This is a genomic window from Paenibacillus sp. Marseille-Q9583 (assembly GCF_976954365.1).
Genome location: NZ_CDRJTB010000064.1, coordinates 23558 through 41313, shown reverse-complemented (window position 1 = coordinate 41313; position 17756 = coordinate 23558). Strand labels below are relative to the sequence as shown.

Here is a 17756-nt window from a genome sequence, read left to right as displayed (position 1 = left end):
ATATCACTAACTCACTATCCATGCTGGAAGCCTTAGAACAATTAGAGCAGCACCATTATACGGCTATCCCTATTATTGATAATGAAGGAAAATATGTAGGAACACTTTCGGAAGGTGATCTATTGTGGAAGCTGAAAAACACAGCAGGTCTAACTTTTGACAATATAGGAGAAGTTCCAGTAAGCGATATCCAGAAGCATGTTCATAACGAGAGCGTTCTCATAAATGCCGAAATGGAGGATATGCTGACGCTCGCCGCAGATCAGAATTTTGTTCCTGTGATTGATAAAGAAGGCGTGTTTGTCGGAATTATTCGTCGAAAAGATATCATTGAATATTATACTCGAAACATTACTGATTAACTGATTAATTGAACAACAAATAGACCTGATCAGCAACATCATGAGAAGATGAAGCTAATCAGGTCTATTTTCTACCCTAAATTATAGTTCAGTCAGGATAATGGTTCCTTGAGGGGTGATAGCTAATGTATGTTCATACTGTGCTGACAGACCGCCGTCAATGGTACGTGCAGTCCAACCATCCGCATCAATTTTTGTTCTGTAGCTGCCTGTGTTCAGCATCGGTTCAATGGTAAATACCATCCCCTCTTTAAGACGAGGTCCTCTGCCAGCTGGACCATAGTGAGGTACCTCTGGTGCTTCATGCATTTCTGAACCAATCCCATGGCCAATAAAATCACGCACAACTGAAAAACCATTAGACTCTGCGTAAACTTGAATAGCATGAGCGACATCCCCGATACGGTTGCCTGCAACTGCTTGCTCGATACCACGGAATAAAGATTCCTTTGTGGTGTCTAGCAATTTAGTCGCTTGCTCACTAATGTTGCCAATCCCATATGACCAAGCGGAATCTGCCAACCAGCCATCTAAGTTAACTACCATGTCTATGGTAACTATATCTCCATCTTTGAGTGGTTCCTTTTTCGGAAATCCGTGGCAGATTACATCATTTACAGAGGCACAGGTTGCGTACGGATATCCGTTATATCCCTTTTGCTCAGGAGTTGCTCCTTGAGACAGTATAAATTTTTCTGCAAATTCATCAATCTCCCAGGTAGTAATTCCCGGCTGTAGAATTTGCGCAATTTGACGATGACATTCAGCGAGAATTTTTCCCGCCGCACGCATTTTTTCGATCTCTTCCATCGTTTTCATGATAATCATAATATCGCCTCTTCTGTACAGAACACATCACTCTGGGCAATGGCTCTTCTTTTGTATTTAGTTTCCCCTTTATATTATGAAAGAAAAACACGAGAAATCCAAATCATTAAGCAAAAAAAATATTTATTCCTGTCTGAAACTAAAAAACTCCCCTTATAATGGCATGTTTTCACCTCTTTTTAGGCTGTTAACTGCGCTGTGGTCCGAACACTTCTAAATTGGAGAGATTTCAACCAACCAATATGATCACCTGAGTCTTCTCATTCGGCTAACTCAGTCCTGTTCAGCTCGACAGCGAATAATGGTTAGGGTAAGGCCAACCAACAAAGAGGTGTCCCAGTAGCCATAATGCAGGCTCTGGGACACCCATTTCAGTCTAAATTAGATTAGTCATGAAAATTAAGACCTGACGAAACCGCTTTGACATAACCCGCACGGATCACGAAATCTCCAAAATGCTCGCTATGCAGACGTTCTTTCGAATAACGATGAAGAATTGGCTCCAGCGTCTCTAGAATTTCTTTTTCATCTATGTTTTCTTTATACATTTTGTTCAAGCGATCTCCCGTAAACCCTGCTCCCAAGTACATATTATATCTGCCTGGACCTTTACCAATAAACGAGATTTCGCCTAGTGCCGGTCTTGCACACCCATTAGGACAACCTGTCATCCGGATCACGATTTCCTCATCACGTAGACCAGCTTCATCAAGGACAAGCTCTAGCTTATCAATCAACGAAGGCAAATAACGTTCTGCTTCAGCCATTGCAAGTCCGCAGGTTGGTAGCGCCACACAAGACATCGAACTGCGTCGTAAAGCAGACAGATGAGTTCCGTCCGTAAGTCCATGCTGTTTAGCCAGCTCAGCCACTTTTCGCTTTTTGGCAGTGGTTACGTTAGCAATCGTTAAATTCTGATTCGGCGTAAGCCGGAAATCCCCGGTATGAATCTTGGCAATTTCCCGCAGTCCAGTCATCAATGTGTACCCTTCTTGGTCATGAATCCGTCCGCTTTGGATATAAAGCGTCAAATTCCATTTTCCATTGGTACCCTTCACCCAGCCGTAGCGGTCTCCATTATGGTCGAAATGGTGCTCACGTGCTGCTTCAAGCTGCCATCCGAGTCTTTCATGCAACTCATCGACAAACCATTCCAGACCGTGGCGGTCAATCGTATACTTGAACCGTGCATTTTTGCGGACAGAACGATTTCCATAATCCCGCTGAATCGTTACCGTCTTCTCCGCTACATCGATCAATTGATCAGGACGGCAAAAACCAATGATACGGCCAAGCTGAGGATACGTGCTGGTATCGCCATGCGTCATTCCCATACCGCCGCCTACAGAAACGTTGAACCCTACCAGCTTATCATTCTCAAGAATAGCGATGAAGCCTAGATCCTGCGAGAACACATCTACGTCATTTGAGGGGGGCACCGCAAGACCAATCTTGAATTTACGCGGTAAATATACCGGACCATAGATCGGTTCAACTTCTGCCCGATCTCCTAAACTATCCACTACCTTTTCACCGTCTAGCCAAATTTCATGGTAAGCGGGAGTACGTGGGGATAGATGATCACTAACTTTGCGCGCCCATTCATAGACTTCTGCATGCACCTCAGATTGATAAGGATTCGGATTGCTCATTACGTTACGGTTGACATCCCCACAAGCTGCAAGGGTTGTCATTAGCGTATCATTGATGCTTCGAATGGTCTTCTTTAAGTTCCATTTGAGAACGCCATGCATTTGAAATGCCTGTCTTGTAGTCAGACGTAAGGTTCCGTTACCATACTTCTGTGCCAGATCATCCATCACCAGCCATTGTTCCGGTGTAGCTACACCACCTGGGGCAACTACGCGAAGCATAAACTGGAATGCTGGCTCCAGCTTCTGACGTTCCCGTTCATTGCGCAAATCTCTGTCATCCTGCATATAGCTTCCGTGAAATTTAAGCAGCCGATTATCATCTTCAGGTAGACCACCCGTAATCGGATTGCTTAGTGTCTCAACCAATGCACCCCGCAGATAGTTACTCTCCGATTTAATATGCTCAACATCACTTGGAGGCCCGCCGATCGGCTTAACCTTCTCATTGTTTGCCATTGTTGTTATCTCCCCCCGAAGTCATTCGATAACTCCATCTATCCATTAATAGACATCACGCTGGTAACGCTGCGTCTGTTGCATATCTTCCAGATAAGCCGCTGCCGCTTCAGGGCTCAGTCCACCCTCACTCTGAATCACCGTAAGCAGTGCAGAATGAACATCATGCGCCATGTACTTCTCGTCACCGCAAACGTAGATATGAGCACCTTCTTGCAGCCATTCATAAACCTCACGACTCTTTTGTAAAATGCGATGTTGTACATATACTTTCTCTTCGGTATCACGTGAGAAGGCGACATCCAGCTTACTTAGAACGCCATCCTTTAGCATTCTCTGCCAATCAGTCTGATACAGAAAATCTGTTACAAAATGCCGATCCCCATAGAACAGCCAAGATTTCCCTTCCGCTCCCAGCTCTCCACGTTCCTCTAGGAAAGAGCGGAATGGTGCAACACCTGTGCCTGGTCCGATCATGATGATCGGTGCATCCGGTTTAGTCGGCAGCTTAAAGTTAGGATTATGCTGAATGTAAATAGGCAATGTATCTCCCGGCTCTACTCTTTCTGCGCAATGCACTGAGCAGACACCGTAACGTTCCCTACCGTGAGCCTCATAACGTACAGCTCTGACGGTTAGATGAACCTCATCCGGGTTAGCTTTATAACTGCTAGCGATAGAATATAGGCGTGCAGGAAGCTTCCGCAAAATCGTCACAAAATTGCTGGCTGGACCTTCCCACGGTGAGAAGTCCTGGATCAAATCGAGTAGATCGCGTCCTTGAATATACGCTTTAAGCTCCGAAGCACGGTCTGGAGCTAATAACTCACTCAGCTTGTTTGAAGCAGACAGCTTTGCCGCTTGCTCCAGCAAAGGTTTGGTCAATACAGTGATTTCATAATGATGCAGAAGTGCCTCACGTAAGGCTCCTTCATCACCTTTCTTATTAAACGGAACCTTATCATTAGGATTCCAGCCCATAGAATGAATAATAGCGTCGACCAGTTCAGGATGATTCTCTGGGTATACTCCCAGTGCATCCCCAGGTTCAAACTGAATATTAGAGCCTTCAAGCGATAGTTCCAAATGGCGAGTCTCCCGATCCGAGCCGCGTCCGTTCAAATTCAGATTTTCCAGTACCTCTGCCTTAAAAGGATTATTACGAGTATATAGAGGTTCTTGTGACTCTGCGTCCTCCGCGGCTTGAACCGCTTTTGCAGCAATGGCTGGAGCATTTAAATTTGCATTTAATGCACCAATTACACCTTCAAACCATTCGGCAACGGAATCGTCATAATCGAGATCACAATCTACACGTGGACTTAGGCGCTTACCACCAAGTTCCTCTAACCTCTGATCGAACTCTTTTCCCGTCTGACAGAAAAATTCATAAGAGGTGTCTCCCAGAGCCAGAACTGAAAACCGCAGGTTCTCCAATTGAGGGGCTCTTTTACTGTAAAGAAATTCATGAAAAATCCTTGCATTATCAGGTGGTTCACCTTCTCCATGAGTACTCACCAATAGAAGTAGATTCTCAACCTTTTTAAGCGCTGTAGGTTTGAAATTGTTCATCGCGGAGAGTGTGACCTGAAATCCTTGCTCTTCCAGCTTGCGGGACAAGCTCCCCGCAAGTCGCTGGCAATTACCCGTTTGCGAACCAAATAATATGGTCACTTCCCGTGAGGCTGCTGGTTGGCTCGTTACGGCAGCGCCAACCTCTGTGTTTCCAATCGTATTCGATGGCACTTGAAGTTCAGCACCTGCTAGCGCTGCCGCCGTAGTACGTCCAATCGCGGACAAATATCCACTGAGCCATATTTGCTGCGTCTCCGTTAAGGTTGGTAGAAGACGATTGAGAAGCTCGACTTGGTTCTCATTAAAAGGACTGTTCGTTACCTGTAGTTGCAACAATATCCACCTCTCCTAAACATGAAATCTGGTTATGATCCGTGCCTCAATTGAATTTATCTGAGCCTTTTTTAGAACCTTATAAAATCAGGCTATCACAATATTTGTAAACGATCAATGAAGTCATTTTCACCTAAAAATTGTTAATTATTGAAAAAGTATCAATAAAGTACGTAAAAACCGATCAAAACAGTATGATTTGCCCTGTTTTGATCGGTTTCATTATAAAAAGTGATACTATTTATAAAATATTGTGATAAATAAAAACTATAAATCCTTCTTACTTTCGGGAAATAATACCTCTCCTACCCCTGTCTTTATCTTCACAATCTCTTCAAGCGTATTTGATAACTCACCTGGCGGATAAGGCTTCGTCAAATACTTCTGTATCACATCATTCAATTGGTTCTTATCTGATGGATCCAGAGCAGAAGAGATAACAATCGGAATATTCTCTGTTCTGGAATCCTCTTTTAGCATTCGGATCAAATCCCAGCCGTCCAATTCTTCACCAAGCATCAAATCAACCACGATCGCAACAAATGGTGTTTTCAAGGCCTGATCAAAAGCTTGCTGTGGATGATAGTGATGGGTAACACGGAACCCCTTCCCTTTAAGCTCTTCTGATAAAAGCAACGAAAGACTATAATCATCTTCAACAATCATTACATTCGGTTTGAGCTCTTTATCGGCATTCCATTTATTCAGCTCATCTTGCTGCCGGCTTGCTTCTGCATTAAGGATTGGGAGGCTAAACCAAACGGTTGTCCCTTCACCCTCTACCGAATCAATACCGATGGTTCCCTTTTGTTTCTCAATAATTTCTTTGCAGATGGCAAGACCGAGACCTGTTCCACCAATTCTTTTGGAGGCACTGTTGTCCACTCGTCTGAATTTTTGGAATAGCTGTCCGATTTGATCCTTTGGAATGCCCAGACCATTATCCTGGATACGCACAATAATATGATCCGGCTCATTATGCAGCAGTACCTTCACTTCATTGTTAGACGGTGAGAACTTGATCGCATTACTTAACAAATTCGTTAGAACTTGAACGATCTTATCCTTGTCCACATCTACCTCCGCATTCAGAGCCTCATCCACCAATAGCACATGATGCGTGCTACTAAGTTTATATTGATCGATAACCCCAAGGACAATTTCACTAAGATTTACATGCTCCGTGATATACTGCTGCTTCCCTGACTCCATTCTCTGCAGATCCAGAAAATCATTAATAAGCTCAGTCAACCGCTTCGCTTCCTTATGAATCGTCTCCAAATACTTCAGCTGCTTCTCAGGCTTCATGGTTTTGGACAATAGCAGTTCCGTGAATCCTAATACACTCGACAATGGCGTTCTCAGCTCATGACTTACCGTACTGACAAGATCAGATTTCATAAGATCCAGCTCGTACTCCCTAGTGATATCTCTATATACAAACAATGTACCAATTCTAAGCTCCCGGCGGAAAACAGGAATCGCATAAACATCAATATGCTTCTTGGATTCCGTTCCAATGGAGTATTGCATACTGCTGGACTCCAGAGCATCCTCAGAGATTGCCTGTTCAAAAAACGACCGAAGTTCATGGTTCTCATTCGAGCGTTCGATGAAATAATCCATCCATTCTTTTCTAGGAGTCAGTGTACCTTCAATCCAGTCATAGTTAACGATGTTGCACAGCGCCTTATTCATCTGAAGCATCACGCCTTCTGTACTCACGAACTGAATACCTTCGTTTACGTTATTCACGATATCGCGGTTCAGCTTTCGCCCATGTTCAATCTCTTCGTACATGAATAAACGTTCAATCGCCAGAGCTACGCGGTTCATCATTCCTTGAACCTCATTAATCTCTTCTTTACTGAAAGAATGTCCAATCCGGGTTCCGCAAAATACAGCTAGAATTTCATCTTCTGCATTTACAACAGTAGTATAGAAATCATAACAGTAGACCTCATTCGCAGAAATTCCCTGTTCCGATTGCGTAGCCAGACGCTTAATCAGATAGGTTTTTTCCGTCTTCAAACGATATAACATTTCATTGTTCTCATTATCGAGATAACGCGCTACATTTTCGTGAGGAATCCCTTTAACAGCCGCGATCTTATCTTTTACAAGAAGGAAGAAACTCGAATCAAATGAATACAGGTGATGCATGAACTGAATAAACTTATCTGCAAATTCTTGTTTATCTAAGGTGTACGTAATGTCATGATTCAGCTGATTATTAAGTTCAAGCATTTTTTTGGTCTGTTCTGTATTCTTCAGCGTCTCCGCTAGCTCCAGCTGTACACTTTTCATAGAGGTGACATCATACGCAATAAAAATGTACTGATAAATCACACCCTCATTGTTCAGATACGGCACGACAGTCAGATGCATCCAGATTGGCAATCCGTCTTTAGTCAGAATCTGGAGTTCATTGCTCCATACCCCGCCCGTATATAATTTGTTGAAGATCTTCTGCATTTGTTCTCTAGATATATTATAGAGTTCAAATAACTTATAGGTAAAACCGATAATTTCAGAATTTTTATAGCCAGTATATTTGCTTAAATTATCATTCGCGTAGGTAAATACGCCTTTATCTGTAAGGATCCCCACCGCTGAGGATTGATCGAGTGCCTTCATCATACTCTCTATTTCACTAAGCGAACGTTGCAGTCTGTACTGCTGATCCTGAAGTTCATCTTGCTGCGCGTGCAGCTCTTCATTCTGCATCATCAATTCTTCTTCTTTGTCCTGAATACTTCTGGCCATATTTAGAAATGCATTATAAAGCCGACCAATCTCATCTTGATGCTTAAGCTTGCCCAGAAGAATTTCCTCACCGGCAGCCAGTGAATGCGTTGCCCCTTCCAGCTTCAAAATAGGATTAATTAAGTTTTTAAGAATCCGCCAGATCATAAAGGTAAAGAACAGTAGAATAATTGCGCTTATAAAAAATGCGATAAAGGTAAATTCATTTGCTTGTTTAATATAATCCATAGCCATAGTATTTAAGGCTTCATCCGAGCGTTTTTTGTACTCTTCCGTATAGCCAAGAAAATCATTCACTGATTTAGTGGTACCATCTGCGGACAGAGCACGCAAAGCCACATAGTCATCTGCCTCAACTAGCCGAATCGCTTCAGGTAACGTTTTATTTTTATACTGGATATAAAAGGCCTTTAGACCATCTCTGAACAAAGCTTCTTCGGGAGATAGACTGAGATTGGAATAGGTATCCAGAATTTTATCAAAGTTAATTAGTCCTACATTTAGGAGCTTTAATTCGTTATCACTTTTAAGAGCGCTGAATCCCCTGGCACGGAAAAACACCTCATTTAAAGCACTCGCCAAATCGGTAATCGTATCCGCCTTATTTTGCAGAATTTCTCGGTCTCTACTTAATTTGTTCTGTTCATCGTTAATGAAAAAGAAAAATACCGAGCCCATAAGGATGATTAAAGCGAAAACAAGCGCAATGATACGAAAATATCTATTTTTGATACTGTGATTAGCGTTACTTTCCTTCACCACTTAGGATCCCCTCCACAATCTGCAAGAGTTCCATCGGACTAAATGGTTTCGGCATGAAGTAACGCGCACCTGCTTCAACTGCTCGAATTCGATCTACATCTTGAGCCTTGGCCGTTAACATTAATATAGCTGTAGTTTTCTTCTTCTCCTCATCCAGCTGCTGAAGCACTTCAATCCCTGTCATTTCCGGCATCATATAATCCAGAATTACCAAATCATAAGGATCCGTAGACAGCTTAGTTAGAGCCTCCAACCCATTCTCCGCTGTGTGAATCTCAACATTCTCCAAATCTTCCAATGTATCCTCGATTAACATCCGTAATACTTCTTCATCATCCACTACCATTATTTTTTGCATATTCGCACAATTCCCTTCGTGTTAGAACAAGAATCTATGAGCCAACCGTTCCATTCGGGACAACAGCTCAGGCATATGGACAGGTTTTACTACATAGTCATCGGCACCCATCTGCAGGGCATGTACAATATCCGCCTGATTATTTCTCCCTGTCAGCATGATCACTAATATATTCACTTCCGGATACGTCTTGCGAATTCTTTCCAGGACTTCAACGCCATCAAGATCCGGCATCACACCGTCCAGTAGAATAATATATTTCTCATCTATGGAATACCAATCCGATTGCAAGAAATCCAGCCCGTTCGCATAACTGCTGATATTCACCTCAGCAATATTCTCCGGCTCCCAAGTATCAATCTGATGAGTCACTATTTTTCGAATCAACGCATCATCATCCACAACAATTACATTTAGAATCGAATGCTTTTTAGTCGACGATAAGTGGTCCGTGTAGAGTGTAGTCTGATTCCTTCCGGCATCTTTGCTGGCATAGAGAGCTTGGTCTGCTTCTTCTACAATTTTATCGGCAATATTCTCAGCTTCTGTTACCTCTGATATCCCACTCGAGAAGGTCACATGAAAGACTTCATTCTTCGCAAAAAAGTCGGTGGCAGCAAATTGCTCCTGAATACGGTTTATTACTGTCAATGCAGAACTCGCATCCGTATTTGGCAGGAACACAGCAAACTCTTCTCCACCGAAGCGGCAAAATGTATCTTCCATGCGAATCGAACCCTTTACAAGCTCAGACAAGGACTGTAATACCTCATCTCCGATTAGATGACCATATGTATCATTAATCTTTTTGAAATAGTCCAGATCAATCAGTGCTAAAGAAAACACCCGTTCCGTGCGCTTAAAATCGCAAATCAGCTGCTTCATCACTTGATTAAAGTGTTTTCGATTAAACGCACCCGTCAATTCATCCACAATGATGGATTCCTGCCACTCCCGCTTTAACTCAAAGCGGTTTTTAATCAAAGCCAGAAATAAATCTATATCTACAGGCTTCGATAAAAAATCCATCACGCCCAGCCTATACGCATGCAGTTGAGTCGCTTTGGAGTACTCCCCACTTATAATGATGATTGGAATACGTTCTTTTTTGGCTTTGCCGATAATTTGATTTAAGACCTCAATACCGCTGATATCAGGTAAAAGAATATCCAGAAGAATTAGATCCGGTTTGGTTTCATAAAAAATCTTGAGACCTCGTTCAGCGGACAAGGCAATGCTTACATAATAGTTCTGCTTCTCCAAGGATTCTTTTAAATAAGCCACTAATTCTACATCATCATCAATAAGCAAAATATCATTATGTGGGAGTGCATCATCATTTCCTTTTTTGTCTAACGTCTTAACTGAACCTAGAGAAACCGATGAATCTTGATTAAACAGTGGAATAAGCGGATACAAATAATCGCCCCACTCTTCAATAGACCAGCTCTTAAGGCTACTTTCCATGAAATAAGGCAACGTTGCATCGGCATACTGTTCAACTTCTTGTAACCCCACTGTTCCTGCCGTACCTTTTAAATTATGCAAAAAACGATAAATGTCCTTCTCGTTAACTTCCGACAGTTCCGACCATTCCTGGAGGGTTTGTTTGGTCCGCTCTTCAACCATATTTTTATATTTTTGTGTAGTCATATTTACTCCTTCAGAGTATCGTATCAATCTCTCACTTCATCATATTTTTCATATACTGTCAATCGAATTTTCTTTAAATTCATAGGACTTTATATAAAAATGATCAAACGGACAAAAAACCTTTGGTTGAAGCTTGCTTCAGCATTTGTAATAATGATTGGAATGGTTCATTCCGTTTACACGGCGTAATCACCATATACAAAGGGAGGCTGTATTTATGAAGGGGATTATTACTGTATTAGGAAAAGACAAAGTAGGGATTATTGCCAAGGTATGTACATATCTTGCCGAGCACAATTTGAACATTCTGGATATTTCTCAGACGATTGTACAAGATTATTTTAACATGATGATGATTGTAGACATTTCTGGCGCGACTAAAGCATTTGAGGATATAGTTGAAGATTTACATTTGATCGGAGAAGCGATCGGCGTGGAAATCAAGCTTCAGCATGAGGATATTTTTAATATTATGCACCGCATTTAGGAGGATGACCATGATATCACTGGTGGAAGTACAAGAAACGAATAAGATGATCCGTGAAATGAATCTGGATGTACGTACTATAACGATGGGGATCAGCCTCATGGATTGTGCACATACAGATATGAGAACTTTTAACCAAAACGTATACGACAAAATCACTAGATCCGCCGAGAAGCTCGTCAAAACAGGTGAAGATCTGGAAAGACAATTCGGTGTACCCATTGTTAATAAACGAATTTCTGTGACTCCTATTGCTATTGCTGCTGGCGCCGTGAAGACGGATACGTATGTGCCTGTAGCGGAAATTTTGGACAAGGCTGCCAAAGAAGTTGGCGTTAACTTTATTGGCGGCTTCTCTGCACTTGTGCAAAAAGGGTGCACCAAAGGTGATCGTATTCTAATCGACAGTATCCCAGAAGCACTCGCAGTCACTGAAAGAGTCTGTTCGTCCGTCAACGTCGGCTCCTCCAGAAGTGGAATCAATATGGATGCTGTGAAATTAATGGGTGATATCATTATTCAAACTGCGGAACGCACCAAGGATCGGGATTCCATCGGCTGTGCTAAGCTGGTTGTCTTCTGTAATGCTGTCGAGGACAATCCTTTTATGGCTGGAGCCTTTCATGGGGTCGGTGAACGAGAATGTGTCATCAACGTTGGCGTCAGTGGCCCAGGTGTAATCAAGCGTGCATTAGAGGAAGTAAAAGGTCAGGACTTCGAAACCCTGTGTGAAACGATCAAACGAACTGCGTTTAAAGTTACGCGTGTGGGACAACTTGTTGCGCAGGAAGCATCGAAACGGATGAACGTGCCTTTTGGGATTATCGATTTATCTCTGGCTCCAACACCAGAAATTGGCGATTCCATTGCGGAGATCTTTCAAGTCATGGGTCTGGAAGAAGCTGGCGCACCAGGAACAACAGCCGCTCTGGCGATTCTAAATGACAATGTTAAAAAAGGTGGCGTGATGGCCTCCTCCTATGTTGGCGGACTCAGTGGAGCCTTTATTCCAGTTAGTGAAGATCACGGAATGATTCAAGCCGTACAGCGTGGTGCTCTTACGCTTGAGAAGCTAGAAGCCATGACCTGTGTATGTTCTGTGGGACTGGACATGATTGCTATTCCGGGAAGTACCACCAAAGAGACGATCTCTGGCATCATCGCCGATGAAGCTGCTATCGGAATGGTCAACAACAAAACAACCGCCGTTCGCGTCATTCCTGTCATTGGCAAGGATGTAGGCGAAATCGTAGAATTTGGCGGCCTACTTGGATATGCGCCTGTCATGGCTGTTAACGGCTTCAATTGTACCAACTTTATCAACCGAGGCGGACGAATTCCTGCTCCAATTCACAGCTTTAAGAACTAATAGAAACCTCAAACAGCAAGTCCCTATTCGTACCTAGGCGACTTGCTGTTTTTTATTGTTCAGAGCTTGAAGATGTTAATGTTATCAGATTTAAGCCCGCTGGATCCCAATATTAGGTGTTCCCCCGGTCAAATCGATAAATAATACATAGTCATTTCCATCCGTGCCCTTCAGCACGAGTCCTGTCTGACTTGCAACTCCCACAGCGAAATATCTGACTTGTTGAAGGCTCGTAGGTGCTGAAACTGGTGACAAAGCCTGATTCACCGCGATCAAACGGGTCGCAGTTTTGATGGTGCCTGCACCGCTAATCTCACCGGTAACCCCCAAATGACCGAGCAGGGACTGACTGCCGTTCACCTGAAGGCTTCCCATAATGGTCTGACTACCATTTAATTGTAAGTTTGAATCGATAGTCTCATTCCCGTTGACATGCAGATCATTTTGAATGGTCTGACTTCCTGTAACAAGAATATTATCGAAGGTTGGCAAGACGATCATCCCTTTCAGGTTTTATAGTATATCTTATGTTAGACAAGACAATCAGGTCATAGATAGATATACATCTTTTACTAAATCCGCTTTTTCCTTCAAGATTCAGATTAATGGTCTTATACCTAAAGTCAAATGAACCCCCTACACATATAATGATTAGCAAGACTAGGTGCTAGAGCGAACGACTGGCTCCAATGAATACAGGAGGAATTATGAAGAAGACAGCTACTAGGCTCACTCCTCAAAGGCCCTCAACTCACGAAGTCTCCATCAGCCAAGTTCATCAATCGCAACACCATAATCTCATTCTCGAGAACTCTTATAAAGCGGAAACCATAACACGGGAACTAAAGCAATTAAGAGTATTGCTTCTGGTCCCCTCAGAGATAAGTGATAAAATGCCTAATGTACGACTTTTTAAAGATCAGCTAAGGCATCTGGTCAAAGAAGTGCTTGCCATAAAGTTACATCATAATCTAGAAGAATATTTAGCCCAGTATCAACCTGATCTGATACTAGCCTTGGGATCAGAATCCCTGTTCCCTGAGGAGAATGTTCCTGCCCTCAAAGCTTATAACGCTCCTAAGGCCGTATGGATGGCAGATGCGACCTGCCTTACGCGAACAGAACGTAATCTAGCGCTGTTATTCGATTATATTTTCACACAGAACATAGCTAATCTAATCTATTATCAAGGTTTACGTGAGAAACATTCGTGCTACCTCCCTTATGCTCCAGATACAGAACTATATTATCCAAGACGTGTGGAGGAACGTTACCACAGTGACGTACTCATTCTCGGCCATTTTCAAATGAATAGTGTTCTTGGCACCCTAGCTCATTCGGAACTACTTCATGGTCTCAAGATAATGACCATTGATAGCGGGTGGGAGCCCACCAAAAATTTCATAGACATCACCTACGATAAAGCAGAAATATCTAACTATTATAATGGAGCAAGGATCATCATCAATTGCACAGGATCTGTGCAGCAAATTATGGAGGTCGCTGCTTGCGGCGTATTTCAGTTCGTGGAAGATCATCCGCATTTTCAAAGTTACCCCATCGCAGAAGAAGGTCTTATTCGTTTCCAGAACTTTAAAGAGCTCTCTGAGAGCTTCAAGTACTATATTGTTCATAGTGATGCAAGGAGAAGTTCGGCCTCTCGTGCTCTAAAGGAAGTGAAGTACAATCATTCTTATCTTCAGCAGGGAAAGCTGCTTCTCAAAAAAATATTCACGGAACCATAGGGGGTGACTTGACTTGAAATGCATCGCTTTTGTATTGCCTCAGTTTCATCAGATAGCAGAGAACGATTCCTGGTGGGGAGAGGGATTTACAGAATGGACAAATGTCAGGAAGGCTACAGCCCTTTATCCTGAACATGATCAACCGAAAAAACCATTAAATAATAACTACTACGATTTAACGGACCCTAATGTGAAACAATGGCAGGCAGAAACTGCAAAAGCTCATGGCATTTACGGTTTTTGTTATTATCACTATTGGTTCAATGGCAGGCGACTTCTGGAGCAACCGGTTCAGCAGATTCTTGCTAGCAAAGAGCCAGACTTCCCCTTTTGTCTGTCTTGGGCTAACGAACCTTGGACACGAAGCTGGGATGGCACTGAAGAAGATGTCTTGATGCCACAAGAATATGGAGAAGAACGGGATTGGCGAATGCATTTTCATGCTTTGTTAGATGCCTTCAAAGATGAACGATATATTTGCGTAGACGGTAAACCAGTATTTATTATCTATAGATCCTCCAGCATCCCTCGGTGTGATGAAATGCTTCAATGTTGGCGTGGTTTAGCTCAGCAAAACGGACTTAAGGGGCTTCATCTTGTCCGGACACTGGGCGGATTCCCCCTAAAGACAGAGCACGGGTTCGACGCCAGTCTAGAATTCGAACCTCACTACACATTCGCACATGGTGGTGTAAAGCACTTATGGAGTTCCAAGCAGGTGGAGGATCAAAAGCATATTGTCATTGATTACGACGAATTATGGGAATCTATGTTAGAACGGACACCTCATAGGGATGGGGAAATTATATATCCGGGAGCATTTGTTAACTGGGATAATACACCACGCAAAGGTGCTGCCGGACAAAGTACTTTAGGTGCAAATCCTCACAAATTCGGTCAATACCTATCACGACAAATTGAGAGGACCAAGAAGATGTTCAAAAGTGATTTTATTTATATTAACGCTTGGAACGAGTGGGCTGAGGGTGCCTATTTAGAACCGGATGATCATTATCGGTATCAATACTTGCAAGCCATTAAGAAAGCCCTTCAATATCATCACACAGAAGATCCTTCCACGCCGTAGCGTCAGAAGGATCTTCTTCTTTTATTCCTTATGATTTTTCCGAGGTCTGCACTCTGGCGCTTCTTGCACTTATCATTCTCCAACCCGTTAGCAGTGCAGCTACAAAGCATATGGATGCCGAAGTCATGAACACTACATGCATCCCACTGATAAATAACTCCGGTCGACCTGGAACTAGACCTGTTACCCGATAACCAGCTTCACTGCTCATCACATGAAAGAGAATCGTTGTAGCTATCGTAATACCAACGACCATCCCCACATTACGAACAAGCGAGTTGACGCTGCCCGCAGAACCAAGCTGAGTTCTAGGCACCTTAGACATCACAAGCGAATTATTTGGCGACTGAAACAGACCACTCCCTATTCCTAACATAGCGATCCACACGCCTACCAGCACAACAGAGCTTCCTTCATGAAGCTCAGCTAATCCAAACTGAGCAATAACCATGACTACCAGCCCTGCAAAAGTTAGGAATTCAGACCCGATTTTATCCGATAAAGCACCGCTTATTGGTGCTACGACTACCATACATATCGGTAACAGCATCAACAGGAATCCCGCTTCAAAGGGCGATAGATTCAGCATATTCTGTGCATAAAACGGCGCGATGATATTAAAGCAGAAGTTCGCTGTAAACACGAGAAACCCACATAAAATACTTAATGAAAACAACGGATTCTTAAATAATGACAATTGCAGTAGCGGTTCTTTCCGGCGAAGCTCCGTCCATAAGAAAGCAATGAAGCTGACTATAGCTACGATTATAGATGTCACAATTAAGCTATCGCCATAACCGAGCTGCTGTCCCAATAAAAGCCCTGCGAACAAACTTATGATAAAAATAGCGAAGAGTAAACTACCTGGAACGTCTATTGTAGATTTCGTCCTAGTTAAATCCTTAGGCAGTACCTTCCAGCCTAACAGGATAGCGATCACTCCAATAGGAATGTTCACCCAAAAGATATACTCCCAGCCTAATGTCGAAACCATAATCCCACCTAAGCTAGGGCCAGCTATACTTCCCAGAGACACGAATGTACCTATGAAACCAAGCGCTTTACCCCGCTCATTGGCAGGAAAGATATCCGTAACGATTCCCTGGCTGTTCGCCATTGTCATCGAAGCTCCGATAGCCTGAATGACACGCGAAGCAAGTAATGCAGGTAAACTTAAACTAAATCCACAAAGCATAGAACCAATAACAAAAACTATCGTACCCATCTTAAAGATTCGAATCTTCCCGACAATATCTCCAAGCTTCCCGAAGAAAAGAATCGCAGCACAAATCGCCATCAAATATCCTGTGGTTACCCATTCGATTTGTGCCATAGGCAGCTTCAATTGTTTCGATAATTCTGGCAGAGCGATGTTGACAATACTACCATCAAGTGTGGACATGAAGGTGAAAATATTCAGAACAATTAAAATCATCCAGCGTTTCTTCTGAATTTCCTTGTCTTCCTGATAGGTTGCGCTAATAGAACTCATAAACTAACACCTCATTGAATATATAATCAACGTTTAGTTGCGTACGCAACTAAACTCACTTACCCAGTGTACATCAATTTAGTTGCGCACGCAACGACTTTATTGTACACTTTGTCTCAGAGTAGCAAATACGCGAACTATAAACTCAAAGAGGTGTCTATATCTTGGAAAAAGAGCCTATAGGAAAGTTGATTTCCTATTTTCATCGTCAAAATCAAAAGCAATTGGTAAAAAAATTCATGCCCTATGGAATAGGAAGTGGCGGGCAACATAGTTTTCTAAAACTGATTACTTCCAGACCAGGGATTACACAAGATCAACTAACTTCTGAACTAAAATTCGATAAAGCCACCACCGCACGCTCCGTGAAGCAATTAGAGAATTCGGGTTATATTGAACGTAAACCAGATCCTAATGATCGACGCTCTCAACTACTGTATCCAACGCCTAAAGCAATCGATTTCTCGCCAATTCTTCAGTCTATTTTAGATGATTACAACAAGAGCCTAGTTGGTAAATTAACCAGCGAGGAAGTAGAGCAGCTTCGCAACTTACTTCAAAAAATCAGCACTGACGAAGAATAGCACAAAAAAAGAAACTGTCTCAAAAGTAGTAAAGGCTACCTAAGGGACAGCTTCTTTTTTTGAGAATTATTAGGGAAAAGCGACCTGATAATAGCTGGTAAATGTTTAAATGAATAGAAAGAGGGAAATCCTCCCTAAAAATCAGAGTAATATCTGTATTTGCCAACGAATCAGCGAAATTATAGGTAGAAATTCCCTAATTATTAGTCAGATGAGCAGAAATCTCAGAATTACAGGGAGGAAT

The 17756-nt window shown here is 42.6% G+C and carries 14 protein-coding genes; 6 read left to right on the top strand and 8 right to left on the bottom strand.

Features of this window, described 5'->3' with window-relative positions:
* Nucleotides 1-2: 2 nt before the first annotated feature.
* Entirely contained in the window at nt 3-362 is a 360-nt protein-coding gene (locus tag ACWNM1_RS23885) for a CBS domain-containing protein (RefSeq protein ID WP_449602885.1), read from the top strand.
* An 81-nt stretch (nt 363-443) separates the two neighbouring features.
* Here the strand turns inward: ACWNM1_RS23885 and map are convergent, their stop codons facing one another.
* The 6 genes from map to ACWNM1_RS23855 all read right to left on the bottom strand — a co-directional run bounded on the left by map (nt 444) and on the right by ACWNM1_RS23855 (nt 10748).
* Nucleotides 444-1190, bottom strand: coding sequence for a type I methionyl aminopeptidase (gene map / locus ACWNM1_RS23880; protein ID WP_042129378.1), 747 nt, complete (start codon nt 1188-1190; stop codon nt 444-446).
* 386 nt (nt 1191-1576) lie between these two features.
* Nucleotides 1577-3301, bottom strand: a complete 1725-nt coding sequence (cysI, locus tag ACWNM1_RS23875) for an assimilatory sulfite reductase (NADPH) hemoprotein subunit (RefSeq protein WP_449602884.1) — start codon at nt 3299-3301, stop codon at nt 1577-1579.
* Nucleotides 3302-3346: 45 nt separating this feature from the next.
* On the bottom strand, nt 3347-5209 hold the full coding sequence (locus ACWNM1_RS23870; protein ID WP_449602888.1) for an assimilatory sulfite reductase (NADPH) flavoprotein subunit: 1863 nt from the start codon (nt 5207-5209) through the stop codon (nt 3347-3349).
* Nucleotides 5210-5476: 267 nt separating this feature from the next.
* Nucleotides 5477-8734, bottom strand: coding sequence for an ATP-binding protein (locus ACWNM1_RS23865; protein WP_449602883.1), 3258 nt, complete (start codon nt 8732-8734; stop codon nt 5477-5479).
* Complete coding sequence (locus ACWNM1_RS23860) at nt 8721-9095, bottom strand: response regulator transcription factor (RefSeq protein ID WP_149646881.1); 375 nt, start codon at nt 9093-9095, stop codon at nt 8721-8723. The genes ACWNM1_RS23865 and ACWNM1_RS23860 overlap by 14 nt, the downstream gene beginning before the upstream one ends.
* Before the next feature lie 21 nt (nt 9096-9116).
* Nucleotides 9117-10748 (bottom strand): GGDEF domain-containing response regulator, encoded by a 1632-nt coding sequence (locus ACWNM1_RS23855; RefSeq protein ID WP_449602882.1) that lies wholly within the window; start codon nt 10746-10748, stop codon nt 9117-9119.
* Nucleotides 10749-10965: 217 nt separating this feature from the next.
* Here ACWNM1_RS23855 and ACWNM1_RS23850 point away from each other — a divergent pair, with 217 nt between their 5' ends.
* Together ACWNM1_RS23850 and ACWNM1_RS23845 are read left to right on the top strand one after the other, a co-directional pair.
* Nucleotides 10966-11235, top strand: coding sequence for an ACT domain-containing protein (locus ACWNM1_RS23850; protein ID WP_042189980.1), 270 nt, complete (start codon nt 10966-10968; stop codon nt 11233-11235).
* 13 nt (nt 11236-11248) lie between these two features.
* Nucleotides 11249-12604 carry a DUF711 family protein gene (locus ACWNM1_RS23845; RefSeq protein ID WP_449602887.1) on the top strand — a complete coding sequence of 452 codons (1356 nt, stop codon included), beginning with the start codon at nt 11249-11251 and terminating at the stop codon, nt 12602-12604.
* A 90-nt stretch (nt 12605-12694) separates the two neighbouring features.
* On the opposite strand, the gene ACWNM1_RS23840 is transcribed toward ACWNM1_RS23845, so the two are convergent.
* Nucleotides 12695-13105: a hypothetical protein gene (locus ACWNM1_RS23840; RefSeq protein WP_256721644.1), complete on the bottom strand. Its 411-nt coding sequence runs from the start codon at nt 13103-13105 to the stop codon at nt 12695-12697.
* Between the two features lie 206 nt (nt 13106-13311).
* On the opposite strand from ACWNM1_RS23840, the gene ACWNM1_RS23835 reads away from it, so the two are divergent.
* Together ACWNM1_RS23835 and ACWNM1_RS23830 are read left to right on the top strand one after the other, a co-directional pair.
* Nucleotides 13312-14349 (top strand): glycosyltransferase family protein, encoded by a 1038-nt coding sequence (locus tag ACWNM1_RS23835; RefSeq protein ID WP_449602881.1) that lies wholly within the window; start codon nt 13312-13314, stop codon nt 14347-14349.
* Between the two features lie 13 nt (nt 14350-14362).
* Nucleotides 14363-15436, top strand: coding sequence for a glycosyltransferase WbsX family protein (locus tag ACWNM1_RS23830; RefSeq protein ID WP_449602880.1), 1074 nt, complete (start codon nt 14363-14365; stop codon nt 15434-15436).
* A gap of 28 nt (nt 15437-15464) precedes the next feature.
* Here ACWNM1_RS23830 and ACWNM1_RS23825 read toward each other — a convergent pair whose 3' ends face one another.
* The gene (locus ACWNM1_RS23825) at nt 15465-16928 is read right to left on the bottom strand and encodes an MFS transporter (RefSeq protein ID WP_449602879.1); all 1464 of its coding nucleotides are present in this window, start codon (nt 16926-16928) and stop codon (nt 15465-15467) included.
* 164 nt (nt 16929-17092) lie between these two features.
* On the opposite strand from ACWNM1_RS23825, the gene ACWNM1_RS23820 reads away from it, so the two are divergent.
* A complete protein-coding gene (locus ACWNM1_RS23820; protein ID WP_149646876.1) occupies nt 17093-17512 on the top strand; it encodes a MarR family winged helix-turn-helix transcriptional regulator in 420 nt (139 codons plus the stop codon).
* Nucleotides 17513-17756: the final 244 nt, after the last annotated feature.

Bases quoted from the DNA above. Each gene is read 5' to 3' on its own strand.
- ACWNM1_RS23850 (WP_042189980.1), top strand. From the start codon at position 10,966: ATGAAGGGGATTATTACTGTATTAGGAAAAGACAAAGTAGGGATTATT.
- map (WP_042129378.1), bottom strand. From the start codon at position 1,190: ATGATTATCATGAAAACGATGGAAGAGATCGAAAAAATGCGTGCGGCG.
- ACWNM1_RS23835 (WP_449602881.1), top strand. From the start codon at position 13,312: ATGAAGAAGACAGCTACTAGGCTCACTCCTCAAAGGCCCTCAACTCAC.
- cysI (WP_449602884.1), bottom strand. From the start codon at position 3,301: ATGGCAAACAATGAGAAGGTTAAGCCGATCGGCGGGCCTCCAAGTGAT.
- ACWNM1_RS23860 (WP_149646881.1), bottom strand. From the start codon at position 9,095: ATGCAAAAAATAATGGTAGTGGATGATGAAGAAGTATTACGGATGTTA.
- ACWNM1_RS23855 (WP_449602882.1), bottom strand. From the start codon at position 10,748: ATGACTACACAAAAATATAAAAATATGGTTGAAGAGCGGACCAAACAA.
- ACWNM1_RS23840 (WP_256721644.1), bottom strand. From the start codon at position 13,105: ATGATCGTCTTGCCAACCTTCGATAATATTCTTGTTACAGGAAGTCAG.
- ACWNM1_RS23825 (WP_449602879.1), bottom strand. From the start codon at position 16,928: ATGAGTTCTATTAGCGCAACCTATCAGGAAGACAAGGAAATTCAGAAG.